Raw genomic sequence first — 15,834 nt, 5'->3', positions numbered from 1 at the left:
TCACCCTGAGGAGGCCGCTGGGCGGCCGTCTCGAAGGGTCGACGGCCCGGCTGGTGGCCGTGCATCCTTCGAGACGCGCGCAAGGGCGCGCTCCTCCAGCGACAAAGGCGGAGCCTTTGCGCGGGGATGACGGGGCGGCAGACCTCAAATCCCGAGATACGCCGCCTGCACCTGCTTGTTGTCGGCGAGCTCGGCACTCGAGCCCTGCATGATCACGTTGCCGCTCTCCAGCACGTAGGCGCGCTGCACCAGTGACAGCGCGCGGCTGACGTTCTGCTCGACCAGCAGGATCGCGGTGCCCATCTTGTGGATCTCGCCGATCTTCTCGAAGGTGACGTCGGTCACGACGGGGGCGAGGCCCAGCGAGGGCTCGTCCAGCATCAAGAGGCGCGGCTTCAGCATCAGCCCGCGGCCGACCGCGACCATCTGCTGCTCGCCGCCGCTCATGGTGCCGGCGAGCTGCTTCCTGCGGTCGGCGAGCCGCGGGAAGATGCTGTAGACCAGCTCCATCGTGCGTGCGCGATCCGCCTTGGCCTTCGGTGTATAGGCGCCGATCTCGAGATTCTCCTGCACCGTCATTTCGGGGAAGACCTGGCGGCCTTCCGGGACATGCGCGATGCCGAGCTCCGGAATCCGGTACGGTGGCAGCGTCGCTAGGTCGATGCCATCGAACGTGACCTTGCCGCCGAACAGTTTGACGAGGCCGGAGACGGCGCGCAGCGTCGTGCTCTTGCCGGCTCCGTTGGCACCTAACAGGCCGACGGCTTCGCCCTCGCCAATCGAAATGCTGATATCGGTGATGGCGGGGACCGAGCCGTAGCTGGCGCTGACGCGGGAGAGCTCAAGCATGGGCGTCTCCCTGCGCAGTCGGATGCACATAGGAGCCGAGATAGGCGCGGATCACCTCTGGATTCTCCACGATCTCCTTCGGCGCGCCCTCGGCGATCTTCTGGCCGTGGTCGAGCACCACGATGTGACGGGCCACCGCCATGATCGCCCGCATCACATGCTCGACGATCACGATGGTCAGGCCGCTGGCGGAAAGCTTCTTCACCAGCGCCACCGCCTGGTCGATCTCGGCCGGGTTGAGCCCGGCCATCACCTCGTCGAGCAGCAGGATCCTTGGCTGCGTGGCCAGCGCGCGGGCCATTTCAAGCCGGCGCTGGTCGATCGTGGTGAGGTCGCGGGCACGGGTCTGCTCCTTGGCGCCGAGTCCGACGAACTCGATCGCCTCGCGCGCCTTCTTTTGCGCGGCGGCGACATGGCGGTCGCGCAGGAAGGCGCCGGTCATTACATTGGCGAGCACCGTCATCGCACCGAACGGTTTTGCGACCTGGAAGGTGCGGGCCATGCCGAGCGCGCAGACGTCGTGCGGCCTGAGTCCCACGACCTCCTGGCCGAAGGCGAGCACCGAGCCGGAGTCCGGCCGGTGAAATCCCGTGATCAAGTGAAAGCTCGTGGTCTTGCCCGCGCCGTTCGGCCCGATCAGCGCTACCGTCTCGTTCTCCTGTACGGTGAAGCTGACGTCCTGCACGGCGCGCAGGCCGCCGAAGCGCTTGCTGAGACCCTTGATGACCAGTGCTTCTGCCATCGTAGCGACCTCAGGCGCGCGCCGGCTTGCGCCGGAGAGTGCGGTGATAGACATCGGTCGCGAACCCGATCAGGCCGGTCGGTCGCCACAGGATCACCGCCATCAGGATCAGGCTGTAGACCGTGAGCTGGATGCCGCCCACCGAGCTGCCGAGCCAGCTTTGCAGCAGCGCCGAGGTGGTCTCCAGCAGCACGGTGCCGATCACGGGCCCCCAGAGCGTACCGATGCCGCCGACGATCGAGACCAGCGCAGCCTCGATCGAGACGTTGAAGCTGAACGCGGTCGCGGGATCGATGAAGTAGATGTACTGCGTGTAGAAGGTGCCGGCGAGCGCGGTCAGGAACGCGCTGATCATGTAGATGTCGCGCTTGACCTTCGGCGCGTTGACGCCGATCGCCTCTGCCGCATCTTCATCTTCGCCGATCGCGACGAGGTAATATCCGATCCAGGATTTCTCGATTTGGTGGGTGATCCACAGCCCGACCACGAGCAGGCCGAGTACGACGTAATAGTACGACGACTTCTCCTCGAACTGCATCATCAGCGGCGCGCTGCCGAGGTTGGGGATCGTGGTGCCTTCGGCGCCCCAGGCGAAGTCGCGGAACTTGAGGAAGATCAGCATCAGCACCTGCGCGGTCGCGATCGTGGCAATGGTGAAATAGGGGCCGCGCAGGCGGAAGCAGAGCCAGCCGATCGGCAGGCTCGCCAGCATCGCGACCACGCCGCCGGCGATCATCCCGATCCAGGGCGAGATACCGTAGTTCACCTGCATGATGGTCGAGGTGTAGGCGCCGACCCCGAAATAGGCGGCGTGGCCGAGCGACAGCTGCTTGGCATAGCCGCCCATCAAATTCCAGGCGACGCCGATGAAGGAGAACAAGAGGATGCGGATGAAGATGTCGATCGCAAACGACGAGGTGACGAACTGGGGCAAAGCCAGCATGACGACCGCCCCGATCGCGAGCCACAGCCATTTCATGTTGCCTGAGGTCTGCATCAGCGGCCCCTCCTGGCGCCGAGGCCGCTCGGCCTGAAGGCGAGCGTCAACAGCAGCAGCGCGAACACCACGATCAGGCCGGAATCCGCGCCGACGAACTGGATGCCGAGCGATTCCGCGATGCCCATCATCAGGCTCGCGACCAGCGCGCCCATCACATTGCCGAGCGTGCCCATCACGACGGCGACGAACGCCATCAGCACGAACACCTGGCCGACGAACGGATAGGCCGAATAGAACGGCATCAGCAGCGAGCCGGCCGCGCCCGCAAGCGCCAGCGCAGTACCGAACGCAACCGCGAACACGCGGTTCGGATTGATTCCCATCAGCATCGCGACATCGCGGTTCTGCGACGCCGCCCGCATGGCGCGGCCGAGATCGGTGGTGTGCAGGAACAGCCAGAGCAGCCCGCTCAGCGCCATCGCAACCGCAAAGGCGATCAGTTTTGCCACCGGGATGTAGAGTCCGCCGATGTGCCACGCTTCATCCGAGTAAGAAGTATGGACGGTGCGGTAGTTGGCGCTGAACAGCATCAGCGAGAGATTGAGCAGCAATAGCGACAGCGCGAAGGTCAGGAAGATCTGCGGCATGTCGTTCGGCCCGAGCACCCTGCGGATCAGGAAATGCTGGATCAGTACGCCGGCGACGAACAGCACCGGCATCGAGACCACCAGTGAGACCAGCGGATCGATACCGAACTGGGTGGCGAGGAAGAACGAGATATACATGCCGAGCATCACGAACTCGCCCTGGGCGAAATTCACGATCTTGACCACGCCGAAGATCAGCGTGACGCCGATGCTGACAAGCGCGTAGATGCCGCCGATGAGCAGGCCGTTGATCACAGCCTGGGCTAGTGTCTCCCACATCTGATCCGACCGCGGCTCAGGTCTTCATCAGCGAGGCGCGGGCGTCTTCCTTGGGGAAGATGCTGGCGAGATCGGCATTCTGCCACTGCACGCCGACCGGACGGCCATAGACGTTCTTGCCGTCGGGGCCGAACTTCACCTTGCCGCCCGGCGCCATCGCCGCATAGCCCGAGGAAACGTCGAGCGTCGACAGCGCCTCGCGCACCTTCTTGGGATCGGCGGAGGCGGCGCGCTCCAGCGCGTCGGCCAGCATGAAGGTCTGCGCCACCAGGCCGCCGGCATATTCGAAGGCGAACTCGCCGGTGCGCTTCTTGAACTCGGCGTTGACTTTCTGCGCGTCGTCGTTGACGTCGTGGTTCCAGTGCGCAACGCCTTGCAGGCCTTCGGCCGCCTTGCCGACATTCTTGTAGAAGTCCGGCATCACGAAGCCGCCGGAGCCGCCATTGATCGCGATGTTGAGCCCGACCTGCTTCACCGTGCGCACGATCAGGATGAGGTCGTTGAGGTAGGACAGCGAGAATAGCGTATTGGCGCCGGAAGCCTTGACCTTGTTGATCAGCGGGCTCGCATCGGTGAATCCGGCCGAGTAGGGCTCGAACATCACGATCTCGACGCCTTCGCCCGGCGCCAGCTCCTTCAGCCCGTTCGAGGTCGAGGTGCCGAAGGCGGTGTTCTCGAAGATGACGGCGACCTTGGCCTGCTCGCTTACGAGCTTGGCCATCTGCAACTGCGCCTTGGCGAATTGGGAGGCGCGTGCGAACGGCGTGAACGTGTAGCTGCGTCCCTTGTTGAGCTGGTCGGAACTCGAGCCGGTGATGATCGGAACGCGGGCGCGCTCGCAGACCTCACTCGCGATCAGGGTCAGCGCGCTGGCGTAGCAGCCATGGATCGCCGACAGCTTGTTGCCCGATATCAGACGATCGGTCTCGGTGCGCGTCACCGTGGTGTCGCTCTGCACATCGGAGACGATCAGATTGAGCTTGGCGCCGCCGAGCGACTTGATGCCGCCGGCCTCGTTGACCATGTCGACTGCGAGCTTGGCCGCGGCGACGCAACCGACGCCGATCTGCGCCATGCTGCCGGTGCTCGGATAGAGCGCGCCGATGTTGATCGGGTCGGCGGCCCAGCCGCGCAGCGGAACGGCGCCGAACGCGCCGGCCGCGAGCACGCCGCCGGTTTTGATCAGGAACCTGCGGCGGTTCAGCTTTTTCTGCGAGGCTTTGGTCGGCACGGCATTATTAATGGCCGACGGCTTGCGGTCCCCTATCATGGCGTTCCCCCTGTGCGACCGCGGCACGGTTGCTCCGTCCGCTCGCTTATTATTTTTTTGCTCAAGCGGAGCGCATAAGAGCACGTAATTCGGCAATCGCAAAGGCGATATCGGCCGAACTCAGGGGAGGGGTGTCGCGACTGGTGCGTCGCAACAATCGCGCGGCACGCGCGTCGGGGTTGGCTTTGCCGTGTAGGAGTTGACGCCGGACCCGGCGGCATTATTGACAATCGAATGACCCAACGGACCGGCACGGACAGTGCCGGCCGGCCCGCCGGATCATTCGATCGGCCGCTGCAACGGCTACTCCGCGCTCGCCACCAGCTTGAAGCGCGGTTTGGCTTCCATCAGGCTGCGATAGGCGGCGAGATAGTCCAGCGCCATCCGGCGCGCGGTGAAGCGGGTCTCGAACTGCTTGCGGATCGCGTCGCGATTGAGCGTCGAAAGCCGGCCGACGGAGGAGATCGCGCTGATCTCGTCCTCGACGATGAAGCCGGTCAGGCCATCCTCGATGATCTCGGGCACCGAACCGCGATTATAGGCGATCACGGGCGTGCCGCAGGCCATCGCTTCGATCATCACGAGCCCGAACGGCTCCGGCCAGTCGATCGGAACCAGCAGCCCGATCGCGCCGCTGAGGAAGTCCGGCTTCTCGCGGTCGCTGATCTCGCCGATGAACTCGACCAGCGGATTGTTCGTGATCAGCGGCTTGATCAACTCGTCGTAATATTCCTGGTCGGCGCGATCGACCTTGGCGGCGATCTTCAGCGGAATGCCGCAGCGGGTCGCGATCTTGATCGCGCGATCGACGCCTTTCTCCGGCGCGATGCGCCCGAGCACGGCGAGATAGGATTGTCTGGCCGGTTGCGGCGTCAGCAAATTCTCCGGCAGGCCGTGATGGATGGTGCGCACCCAATGCGCCTGCGGCACCGGCCGCCGCTGCGCGTTGGAGATCGAGATCACCGGGATCCTGGAGAAGGTGTTGAAGACGGGCTGATGCTCCGGCAGGTCGAGCCGGCCGTGCAGCGTGGTCACGAACGGCGTCGGCTGCCGCGCGAACAGCGACCACGGATAATAGTCGAGGTGGCAGTGCAGGAAGTCGAACTCGTCGTCGTCGGCTTTCTGCCGGACGCGTTCCAGCATCACCATGTGCAGCGCATTGGGATCGCGGACGGAGCCGTCGAGGCGCAGTGCCTTCGGCCAGGTCGCATCGAGCTTCGCGGAGGTTTGTGAATCGCCACTGGCGAACAACGTCACGTCATGTCCAAGTGTTACAAGTTCTTCGGTCAGCCAGTGCACGACCCGTTCGGTGCCGCCGTAGAGCTTGGGGGGAACAGCCTCCGTCAGCGGGGCAACCTGCGCGATGCGCATTCTCCGTCTCCTGTATGTGATGTGGAATGAACTACCCTCAGCCCTCTGATGGCACCGACATGCCAAAGACGGGAACGTTCTCGCACGTGCGAGGTTCCTTATGTCTGGGAGATCTGCCGCTTCTTTCTTCCATCACACTGCGGTCTTGCTGATGCCATCTCGCTCCAACACGCTTTTGCCGACGCCAGCGTTGCAAAATTGTCGCGCAGTGATGGCTGCATCAAGGAATCCCGCCGCCGCCCTTCACGTCATCGTGCACGAGAGCTTCGACTAAAATTTTCTCGTTCACCTTCAACAGCTTTTGCAGGACGTCATGGACCATCTGTCAGGATATGCGCATCGCCCGTTCCCCTTTGTGCTGCGTTATCTGCGCCGAAGGCTTCCGTCGCATGTTGTAATCTTGTCGGCCGTTGTTGCGGCGGTTGCCTGCTCGGTAGGCACGCAGTACGGCGTGAAGAATCTGGTTGGCGCGCTGTCGGCAGGGTCGTCCGCTGCGAACGGCGTATGGCTGGCATTCGCTCTGCTCATGTCGCTGATCGCCGCCGACAACTTCATGTGGCGGATCGCGAGTTGGACCGCGAGCTACACCTTTGTCAGCGTCTCCGGCGACCTTCGCCGCGACATGTTCCGCCATCTCACCGGCCACGCGCCGAGCTATTTCACCGACCGGCTGCCGGGCATGCTCACCAGCCGGATCACGGCAACGTCGAACGCGGTGTACACCGTCGAGAACATGTTCGTATGGAACGTGTTGCCGCCTTGCATCGCGACCTTCGCGGCGATCACGCTGGTTGGAACCGTCAGCGTGACGATGTCGGCGGTGCTGGTCCTGATCGCGGGAACCATGGTGGTGGCAATGTTCCGCATGGCGGCTGCCGGCCGGCCGCTGCATGACGATTTCGCCAACCGCGCTGCGGCGGTGGATGGCGAAATGGTCGATGTCATCAACAATTTGCCGCTGGTGCGCGCGTTCTGCGGCCTCGGCTACGAGCACGACCGCTTCGATGCGACCGTCAATCGGGAACTCGTCGCGCGCGGCCGTTCCCTGCGCTATCTCGAAAAGCTCCGCCTCGTTCACGCCGGCGTGACTGTTGTCCTGACGATCGCGATGCTGGCCTGGGCGCTCTCGCTCTGGCAGCAGGGCTTGGCCACCACCGGCGATGTCGTGCTGGTCTGCACGCTCGGCATCTCGATCCTCAGCGCCACCCGCGATCTCGCCGTTGCGCTGGTCGACGTCACCCAGCATGTCGCGCGCCTCACCGAGGCGCTGGCGACGTTGTTGCAGCCGCATGAACTGAAGGACCATCCGGAAGCGGAAACGCTGGTCAAGAGCGGCGCGGCGATCGCCTTCAACAATGTCTCGTTCCGCTATCCCGGCGGCCTCCAGGTGTTCGAGCGCTTCAGCCTGCGCATCCAGCCCGGCCAGCGCGTCGGACTGGTCGGCCAGTCCGGTGGTGGCAAGTCAACACTGTTTACCCTTCTGCAGCGCTTCTACGACGTCGAGCAGGGCAACATCACGGTCGATGGCCAGGACATCTCGCGCGTCACCCAACTGAGCCTGCGTGCGGCGATCTCCGTGGTGCCGCAGGATATCTCGCTGTTCCACCGTTCGATCCTGGAGAACATCCGCTATGGCCGGCCCGACGCCACCGACGACGAGGTGCTGCGGGCGGCGATCGCGGCGCGCTGCGACTTCATCGAAACCTTGCCCGAGGGCATGAACACCATCGTCGGCGATCGTGGCGTCAAGGTCTCGGGCGGTCAGCGTCAGCGGATCGCGATCGCACGCGCCTTCCTGAAGGACGCGCCGATCCTGCTGCTCGACGAGGCCACCGCGGCGCTCGATGCGGAATCCGAGGAGGCGATCCGCGAGGCGTTGTCGCGCCTGATGCGCGGGCGTACGGTGGTGGCGATCGCGCACCGCCTTGCGACCTTGCGCAGCTTCGACCGCGTGGTCGTGCTGCAGGGCGGCCGGATCGTCGAGGACGGTCCGCCCGATATCCTCGTGAAGGGAAGGGGTCCCTACCGCGATCTGGTTGCGCGCGAGATGGGCCGCCTCTCCACCAGCGCGGCCTGACCCCGCGTCATCAAGCCTGTTCTTGCGTTCCAGTGCGTTCGTTCGAGTCAGGAATACGGCCAATAAAAGTCGCCAGAGGTTCAGATGGCAGCTGACGTCGTCACGCAGATCATCACTGCTCGCATCACTGAGCACGTCGCCGAATCGCCGTTCTACATTCCGATGACCGGGCCCGCGGCGCGGCCGCGGCGCTCGCTCAAGCATGACGACACCTTCATCGTGCTCGACAGCCACGGCGATATCGGTGCCTCGGCCGGCGGGCCGGACGGCTTGTTCAACGCCGACACGCGCTACCTCGCACGGCTGGAAATGGTGCTAGAGGACGTGCAGCCGCTGCTGCTCGGCTCCAACATGCGCGACGACAATTCCGCGTTGACGGTCGATCTCACCAATTCCGACGTCTATCGCGACGGCCGGTTGACCTTGCCGAAGGACACCCTGCACATCGTGCGCTCGATCTTCCTGTGGCGCGGCACGGCCTATCAACGCATCGGCCTGCAGAACCACGGCGACGACGCCGCTAGCTTCGATCTCACGCTCCTGTTCGACAATGACTTTGCCGACCTGTTCGAGGTGCGCGGCGAGCGCCGGCCGCGGCGCGGCATCGGCTCGAGCAAGCTATTGGGGCCGACCGACGTCGTGCTGGAATATTGCGGCCTCGACGAGCAGACCCGGATCACCGCGCTGCATTTCGATCCGCGGCCGACGCGGCTGTCGGTCAACGCCGCGACCTATCATTTCGACCTCGAGCCCGGGCAGGTGACGTCGCTGTTCGTCGCGGTCTCCTGCAACAAGCCGATCATGCAGAAGCCGGTGCCGTTCTTCCGCGGGCTGCTGGCGCATCGTCGCGAGATGCGGAATTCGTCGGCCGGCGCAGCTTCGATCGAGACCTCGAACAACATCTTCAACGAGGTGCTGTGCCAGGCGATGGCCGACCTCAACATGCTGATGACCGAGACGCCGCAGGGCCGTTACCCCTATGCCGGCATTCCCTGGTACTCGACGACATTCGGCCGCGACGGGCTGATCACCGCGCTGCAGATGCTGTGGGTCGATCCGCGGATCGCCAAAGGCGTGCTGAAGCGGCTCGCGCTGTTCCAGGCCATGGCGGTCGATCCGCTGGCCGATGCCGCGCCGGGCAAGATCCTGCACGAGATGCGCGGCGGTGAGATGGCTGCGCTTCGCGAGGTGCCGTTCGCGCATTATTACGGCAGCGTCGATTCGACTCCGCTGTTCGTGCTGCTGGCAGGGCTCTATCTGGAGCGCACCGGCGACGTGGAGACGTTGCGCGAACTGTGGCCGGCTGTGGAGGCCGGATTGCAATGGATCGACGGTCCCGGCGATCCCGATCGCGACGGGTTCGTTGAATATCAGCGCGCGACCGATCAGGGGCTTCGCAATCAAGGCTGGAAGGATTCCTTCGACGCCATCTTCCACGCCGACGGAACGCTCGCCGAAGGCAATATTGCGCTCGCGGAAGTGCAGGGCTACGTGTTCGCGGGCAAGCAGCTTGCCGCGCGTGCGGCGCGCACACTTGGCCTTGCCGATAAGGCTGCCAAGCTGGATGCGGAGGCCGAGCGGCTGCGCGAGCGGTTCGAAGAGGCGTTCTGGTGCGAGGAGCTCGGCACCTATGCGCTCGCGCTCGACGGCGCCAAGCGGCCGTGCAAGGTGCGCACGTCGAATGCCGGACAGACCTTGTTTTCCGGCATGGTGCGGGAGGACCGCGCACGGCGGGTCGCCGCCGACCTGATGAGCCAGAAATTCTTCTCGGGCTGGGGCATCCGCACCGTCGCCGCGGGCGAGGCGCGCTACAACCCGATGTCCTATCACGACGGCTCGATCTGGCCGCATGACAATGCGCTGATCGCACTCGGATTTGCCCGCTACGGCCTCAAGCATTCGGTCGCGCATCTGTTCAAGGGGCTGTTCGACGCCGCAAGCTATATGGAGCTGCGGCGGCTGCCCGAGCTGTTCTGCGGCTTCCGCCGGGAGCGTCGGCGCGGCCCGGTGCTCTATCCCGTCGCCTGCGCGCCGCAGGCCTGGGCCAGCGCGACGCCATTCACGCTGCTGGAGGCCGCGCTCGGGCTGGAGTTCGACACGACGCGCGGCGAGATCAGGCTGCGCGATCCGCGGCTGCCGGAATTCCTCAACGACGTGGTGCTGCGTGATCTCAGGCTCGGCGCGTCCAGCGTCGATCTGAGGCTACGCCGCCACGGCGACGAGGTGTCGCTCGAAGTGCTGCGCACGCGCGGCCAGATCCAGGTGTCGATCGTGCTGACGCATTGAGCGTCGTCGCGCGACATGCCCGCCAGGAAAATCGTGGGGAGATGTACATGCGTCCGAGGATGATGGTTATGCTGGTCGCAGCGTCGCTGCTGACATGCGCGGGTGTCCGTGCCGCCGACGACGCAGCGCCGACGCCATCGCCGCCGCCGGTGGCCGAAGCGCCGCCAGCAGCTCCTGTGCCGCCCGCGGCCTCGAAGGAGCAGGCCAAGGAGCCGTCGCCGCCGCCGTCGGTGACCGTGATCGGCGCGCGCGATGCGCACGGCATTCTCGGGCGCGACGTCCGCAGTTCCGCCAACGAGGACATGGGCCGCATCGTCGACGTCATCGTCGACCGTGACGGCAAGGTCCGCGCCGCGGTGATCGATTTCGGAGGCTTTCTCGGCGTCGGCAGCCGCAAGATCGTGGTCGATTGGAACGCGCTGCGCTTCGCCGGCGTTTCCAGCAAGAGCGACAGCATCACGCTGGACCTCAACAAGCAGCAGGTGAGTGCTGCGCCTGAATACAAGGAAGATACGCCGCTGATCGTGCTGGGCGCGGCCGGCAATCTCCACCCATGGGATTACGAACATTAGGGGGCTAAAGCTGGTCGCGCGCCCGAACCCTTCTTTCGAGACGGTTGGCGACGATCGTGGCGAGCGATCAGCCGGCGGCACCAATATTGTGTCGATCCCCCCTGATCGGCCCAGTCCGGAGGGGCCGCGCGCGCCATCGCGCGAAAGCCAGCGCGGGCTCGACTGGTTCATCTTCTTCCTGGCCGACGTGCAGACCGGCTTCGGCCCGTTTATCGCAGTCTATCTGACGACGCAGAAATGGACCCAGGTCGAGATCGGCTTCGTGCTCTCGATCGGCGGCATCATCGGCCTGCTGGGCCAGATGCCCGGCGGGGCGATCGTCGACGCGGCCCGCTCGGAGAAGGTCGTCGCGGGCTGTGCGGTGGCCGCGATCGGCGCCAGCGCGCTGGCCTACGCGCTGTGGCCGATCTTCCCCGTGGTGACGCTCGCCGCGGCACTGCACGCGCTAGCAAGCTGCGTGCTCGGTCCGGCAATCGCCGCGATCAGCCTCGGCCTGGTCGGGCCGCTTGCAATCGGCGAACGGCTCGGCCGCAATGCACGGTTCGCCTCGCTCGGCAGCGGCTCGGCTGCGGCGCTGATGGGCGCCTGCGGCTATTTTCTGTCGAGCCGTTCCGTGTTCCTCGTCACCTTCATCCTGGCGATCCCGACCTTGTTGTCGCTGGCACGGATCCGCGAGCGCGAGATCGACATCGCGCAGGCGCATGGTGAGGTGAAGCGTGAGGTTCCCGACAAGCGCGCCACCAGCGTCTTCACTCTGGTGCGGCACCGGACACTGCTAGTCTTTGCCGGCGCGATGATGCTGTTCCAGCTGGCCAATGCCGCGATGCTGCCGCTGATGGCGGGCGTGGTCACGACGCGATCGAGCCAATGGGCGCCGGTCCTGATTGCGGCATGCATCATCGTGCCGCAGGCGATCGTCGCGTTGTGCTCGCCGTCGGTCGGCCGCAAGGCCCAGGCTGTGGGCCGGCGGCCATTGCTCTTGCTGGCCTTCGCCTCGCTGGCGATCCGCGGCCTGTTGTTCGCAACGGTGCGCGATCCCTATCTGCTGGTCGCGGTGCAGATCTTCGACGGCATCACCGCGGCGATCTTCAGCGTGATGGTGCCGCTGATCGTGGCCGACGTTGCGTTCGGCAGCGGCCATTTCAACCTGGCACAGGGCATTGTCGGCACCGCGGTCGGCATCGGCGCGTCGCTCAGCACGGTGCTGGCCGGTTACGTCAGCGACAAGCTCGGCAGCAGCACCGCCTTCATGGGCCTGGCCGGCGTTGCCGCGGTGGGGTTGTTCATGATCTGGCTGGTGATGCCGGAGACGCGGCGGACGGCGTGAGGGCGAAGGCAGCTCTCTCGGCGGTTCCCTCCAGGCGGGGGATTTCGACGGCTACGGCGCGGTTTTGGCCCTGCGGTACCCTTCCTCCTGCATGCGCCGTCATATATGAGTGATTTGCTGCTGGAACGAGCCGATGCGGGCGGCGGTTAATCAATCCAAAATCGTGCTCTGGTACGGATCGACGCAGCGCGGCAGGCATTTCGACCGAGGAATGGCAGGATGAATCGAACGACGACGGCGCAGACCACCGGAGCGATGCGGCGTTGGGGTCGCCCCGCCTTTGTGACATTCGCGGCGATGGTCACATTCGCGTCACTGACCGGCGGCGCGGCTGCTAAGCAGCAGCGTCCGGCGGCGACCGTCGAGGCGTCGGCGCCGCGTAATGCGGGCGAGCCGATCATGGCGATCGTGTCGATCAGCGCCCAGAAGGTGACTTTCTACGACGCCGACGGCTGGATCTACCGCGCGCCGGTCTCGAGCGGCGTGAAGGGACGCGAGACGCCGGCCGGCGTGTTTGCGCTGGTCGAGAAGGACAAGGACCATCACTCGACCATGTACGACGATGCCTGGATGCCGAACATGCAGCGCATCACCTGGAATGGCGTCGCGCTGCATGGCGGGCCGCTGCCGGGCTATGCGGCTTCCCACGGCTGCGTCCGGATGCCCTATGACTTCGCCGAGAAGCTGTTCGACAAGACCCGGATCGGGATGCGGGTGATCATCGCGCCGAACGACGCGGCCCCGGTCGACTTCACCCATCCGGCGCTGTTCGTGCCGAACGCACAGGCCATCGCGGCTGCTCCGGCGCGTGCCGAGAAGCTGGCTCGCGAGGCGGCGGATGCCGCCAAGACCGCTGACGAGGCGAAGAAGGCTTCCGCGGTTGCGACGAAGGAAGCGGCACAGTCCACGCCGGCGTCGCTGCGCAAGCTGGAACAGATCAAGACCCGCGCCGACGCTGCGGTGGCGTTCGCCGACAAGACGCTTGCCGCGGCCAAATCCGACCAGGCCAAGGCGCGTGCCGAGGATTTGAAGCAGAAGGCCGTCGCCAAGGCTGCCGAAGCGACCACCCAGTTCGAGGCCGCCCAGGGCGACGCGAAGCCGAAGCTCGATGCCGCAGCCGCCGCGAAGGAAGCCTTCAAAGCGGCCGAGAGCAAGAAGGCCGACACCCAGAAGGCGGCGACCGAGGCCAAGCTCGCGCTGGAGCCGGTCTCGGTTTACATCAGCCGCGCGACGCAGAAGCTCTACGTCCGGCGCAACACGCATAAGCCGTGGGCCGACGGCGGCGAGGTGTTCGACTCGAGTATCGAAGTTCCCGTCACGATCCGTGATCCAGACAAGCCGATCGGCACCCATATCTTCACGGCGATGGCGCGCAACGACTCCGGCCTGCGCTGGACCGAGGTGACGATCGACGATGGCGACAACGCTAAGGACGCGCTCGACCGCGTCACCATCCCGCAGGATGTGCTGGATCGCATCGCGCCGACCGTCGTGCCGCGCTCCTCGATCATCATCTCGGACGAGCCGTTGAGCGCCGAGACCAACTATCGCACCGAGTTCGTCGCCGTGCTGAGCAACCAGCCCCAGGGTGGTTTCATCACGCGCAAGCCGACACCGCGGCCGATGGATGAGGATTACCCGATTGCCAGCAGGGACGACGACGGTTTCGGCTTCTTCTCCCAGCGCAGCTGGAATCCCCAGTCCGGCACCCAATACGGCTATCCCCAATACGGCAATCCCCAGGCGCCGACCCAGTACGGCAATCCGTATTATGGCAATCCGCAAGCCGCCAATCCGCGCCGGCGCGGCGGCCAGTACTACTGGCAATCGCAGGACTGGTAGCAGGACGCTGACGGCGTAGCCGCCGATCAGGCCAGCACTGAGAGCGTTGGACGGCGGTGTGATGCCGCCGTCCAATTGCGTTGCGCAGTTACGGTCGAGCTTCCAGGATCAGGTTGAACGGCGTTTCCGCCGCGCGGCGGAAACGTGAGAAGCCGGCCTGACGCGCGACTTCGCGCAATCTGGTCTCTCCGGCCTGCGCGCCGAGCGCGAGCCCGACTTCCTGATCCAGCGACGCCGGCGTGCAGATCATGGTCGAAGCGGCGTAGTAGATGCGTCCGATCGGGTTGAGGTTGTCCTCCAGCCGGTCGTTGGCGAACGGCTCGATCAACATGCAGGTGCCGTCGTCGGCGAGGGTGGAGCGGGTGTGCTTGAGGGCGCCGACCGGATCTCCCATGTCGTGCAGGCAGTCGAAGAAGCACACCAGGTCATAGTTGTTGGCAGGGAAGTCCTTGGCGGAGTGCGTCTGGAAATGAACGCGGTCCGACAGTCCGGCCTCGCGCGCGGACTGCCGCGCGGCGTGGATCGAGCCCTCGTGATAGTCGAAGCCGTAGAAGGTTGATTTCGGAAATGCCTCGGCCATCAGCCGTGTGGAGACGCCGTGGCCGCAGCCGACGTCAGCCACGATGGCGCCTTTCTTCAGCTTGTCGACGACGCCCTCGAGCGCGGGCAGCCATTCCTGGACCAGATAGTGCTTGTAGCTGGTGCGGAAGAAGCGGGCGGTGCCGCAGAACAGGCACTCGCTGCGCCTGTTCCAGCCGACGCCCTTGCCGGTCTTGAACGCATCGGTAATCTTCGGCTCGTCGAGAAAGGTCGCGCCGACAAGGCTCCCCACAGCGCCCAGGAAGACCGGGCTGTCCTCGTTGGCAAGTGCCAGCGCCTGCTCGGGCAGCATCGAGAATTTTCCGGTGGCGCTGTCGTATTCGACGTAGCCGGAAGCTGCCTGCGCCGCGAGCCATTCCTGAACGTAACGTCCGGTTGTTCCCGTTGCCTTGGCCAGGGCCGCGGCGTTCATCGGACCTTGCTCCGCGAGAGTCTTGTAAAGACCGAGCTTGTCTCCCAGCAGCATCAGCGAGGCGTTCATCGCCGCGCCGACGTCGCCAATCATCTTTCCCATGAATGAATTAAGACGCTCCTCGTTGACGTCCATGATGTTCCTCCATCGCAATCGGGTTTTGCAAAAAGTCCATCATTGCCAATTTCATGCTTGCGTGATCGTCCAGGCAAATGGCCGTGGGTGCCGACATGATCGCACGAATGGGCCCGGCGGCGGAGACGGAATGTCACAAACCGGCTGGGATGCCAGAGCGGCCTCCTTCACAAGCTTGCGAGGCGAACGCCTTACGCCGCCGCCTGCGGCATGATGAGCTTTTTGTACAGCGCGCCGTAGCAGGCGGCCGACAGGTCCCAGCTGTAGGACTTGGCCATCGCGCTCGAACGCATGGCGTTGAGGCGATCCTTGGCGCGATAGGCGTCGAAGGCGCGCCTGACGCCGCCGAGGAAGGATTCCGCCGACGGCTGCGCGAACAGGAAGCCGGTCTCGCCGTCGGCGAGGGGCGCCGCACGCCCGCCCGGCTGCTGGCCGCACGGCCGCGCGCCGGAGTGCAGGACGTTCGTTGCGTACAGACCGCCGGG

General features: G+C 65.1%; 12 protein-coding genes and 1 pseudogene. 5 read left to right on the top strand and 8 right to left on the bottom strand.

Features of this window, described 5'->3' with window-relative positions; translation table 11 throughout:
• Nucleotides 1–144: 144 nt before the first annotated feature.
• The 6 genes from FNJ47_RS07550 to FNJ47_RS07525 all read right to left on the bottom strand — a co-directional run bounded on the left by FNJ47_RS07550 (nucleotide 145) and on the right by FNJ47_RS07525 (nucleotide 6,098).
• Nucleotides 145–849, bottom strand: a complete 705-nt coding sequence (locus tag FNJ47_RS07550; RefSeq protein WP_165445588.1) for an ABC transporter ATP-binding protein — start codon at nucleotides 847–849, stop codon at nucleotides 145–147.
• Nucleotides 842–1,591, bottom strand: coding sequence for an ABC transporter ATP-binding protein (locus tag FNJ47_RS07545; protein ID WP_163152187.1), 750 nt, complete (start codon nucleotides 1,589–1,591; stop codon nucleotides 842–844). The genes FNJ47_RS07550 and FNJ47_RS07545 overlap by 8 nt, the downstream gene beginning before the upstream one ends.
• 10 nt (nucleotides 1,592–1,601) lie before the next feature.
• Nucleotides 1,602–2,588, bottom strand: coding sequence for a branched-chain amino acid ABC transporter permease (locus FNJ47_RS07540; protein ID WP_163152185.1), 987 nt, complete (start codon nucleotides 2,586–2,588; stop codon nucleotides 1,602–1,604).
• Nucleotides 2,588–3,457 (bottom strand): branched-chain amino acid ABC transporter permease, encoded by an 870-nt coding sequence (locus FNJ47_RS07535; RefSeq protein WP_163152183.1) that lies wholly within the window; start codon nucleotides 3,455–3,457, stop codon nucleotides 2,588–2,590. Before FNJ47_RS07535 ends, FNJ47_RS07540 begins: the two co-directional genes overlap by 1 nt.
• A 16-nt stretch (nucleotides 3,458–3,473) precedes the next feature.
• Nucleotides 3,474–4,727, bottom strand: a complete 1,254-nt coding sequence (locus tag FNJ47_RS07530; protein WP_163152181.1) for an ABC transporter substrate-binding protein — start codon at nucleotides 4,725–4,727, stop codon at nucleotides 3,474–3,476.
• Between the two features lie 303 nt (nucleotides 4,728–5,030).
• On the bottom strand, nucleotides 5,031–6,098 hold the full coding sequence (locus FNJ47_RS07525; RefSeq protein WP_163152179.1) for a glycosyltransferase family 4 protein: 1,068 nt from the start codon (nucleotides 6,096–6,098) through the stop codon (nucleotides 5,031–5,033).
• A gap of 313 nt (nucleotides 6,099–6,411) precedes the next feature.
• Here FNJ47_RS07525 and FNJ47_RS07520 point away from each other — a divergent pair, with 313 nt between their 5' ends.
• The 5 genes from FNJ47_RS07520 (at nucleotide 6,412) to FNJ47_RS07500 (ending at nucleotide 14,202) form a co-directional block, all read left to right on the top strand.
• Entirely contained in the window at nucleotides 6,412–8,175 is a 1,764-nt protein-coding gene (locus FNJ47_RS07520) for an ABC transporter ATP-binding protein (RefSeq protein ID WP_163152177.1), read from the top strand.
• 84 nt (nucleotides 8,176–8,259) lie between these two features.
• Nucleotides 8,260–10,461: an amylo-alpha-1,6-glucosidase gene (locus FNJ47_RS07515; protein ID WP_163152176.1), complete on the top strand. Its 2,202-nt coding sequence runs from the start codon at nucleotides 8,260–8,262 to the stop codon at nucleotides 10,459–10,461.
• 59 nt (nucleotides 10,462–10,520) lie between these two features.
• Nucleotides 10,521–11,033 carry a PRC-barrel domain-containing protein gene (locus tag FNJ47_RS07510; protein ID WP_163152261.1) on the top strand — a complete coding sequence of 171 codons (513 nt, stop codon included), beginning with the start codon at nucleotides 10,521–10,523 and terminating at the stop codon, nucleotides 11,031–11,033.
• Nucleotides 11,034–11,121: 88 nt separating this feature from the next.
• Nucleotides 11,122–12,360 carry an MFS transporter gene (locus tag FNJ47_RS07505; protein WP_163152174.1) on the top strand — a complete coding sequence of 413 codons (1,239 nt, stop codon included), beginning with the start codon at nucleotides 11,122–11,124 and terminating at the stop codon, nucleotides 12,358–12,360.
• Nucleotides 12,361–12,579: 219 nt separating this feature from the next.
• Complete coding sequence (locus tag FNJ47_RS07500; protein WP_163152172.1) at nucleotides 12,580–14,202, top strand: L,D-transpeptidase; 1,623 nt, start codon at nucleotides 12,580–12,582, stop codon at nucleotides 14,200–14,202.
• Between the two features lie 88 nt (nucleotides 14,203–14,290).
• Here the strand turns inward: FNJ47_RS07500 and FNJ47_RS07495 are convergent, their stop codons facing one another.
• Together FNJ47_RS07495 and FNJ47_RS07490 are read right to left on the bottom strand one after the other, a co-directional pair.
• Nucleotides 14,291–15,349, bottom strand: a complete 1,059-nt coding sequence (locus tag FNJ47_RS07495) for a class I SAM-dependent methyltransferase (RefSeq protein WP_163152170.1) — start codon at nucleotides 15,347–15,349, stop codon at nucleotides 14,291–14,293.
• 191 nt (nucleotides 15,350–15,540) lie between these two features.
• Nucleotides 15,541–15,834: pseudogene (locus FNJ47_RS07490) on the bottom strand (glycogen synthase GlgA); the annotation flags it as partial.

Source organism: Bradyrhizobium uaiense (genome assembly GCF_010811875.1).
Classification (GTDB): domain Bacteria; phylum Pseudomonadota; class Alphaproteobacteria; order Rhizobiales; family Xanthobacteraceae; genus Bradyrhizobium; species Bradyrhizobium uaiense.
Note: the sequence above shows the minus strand (reverse complement) of the source record. Positions and strands in the feature narration are given on the sequence as shown.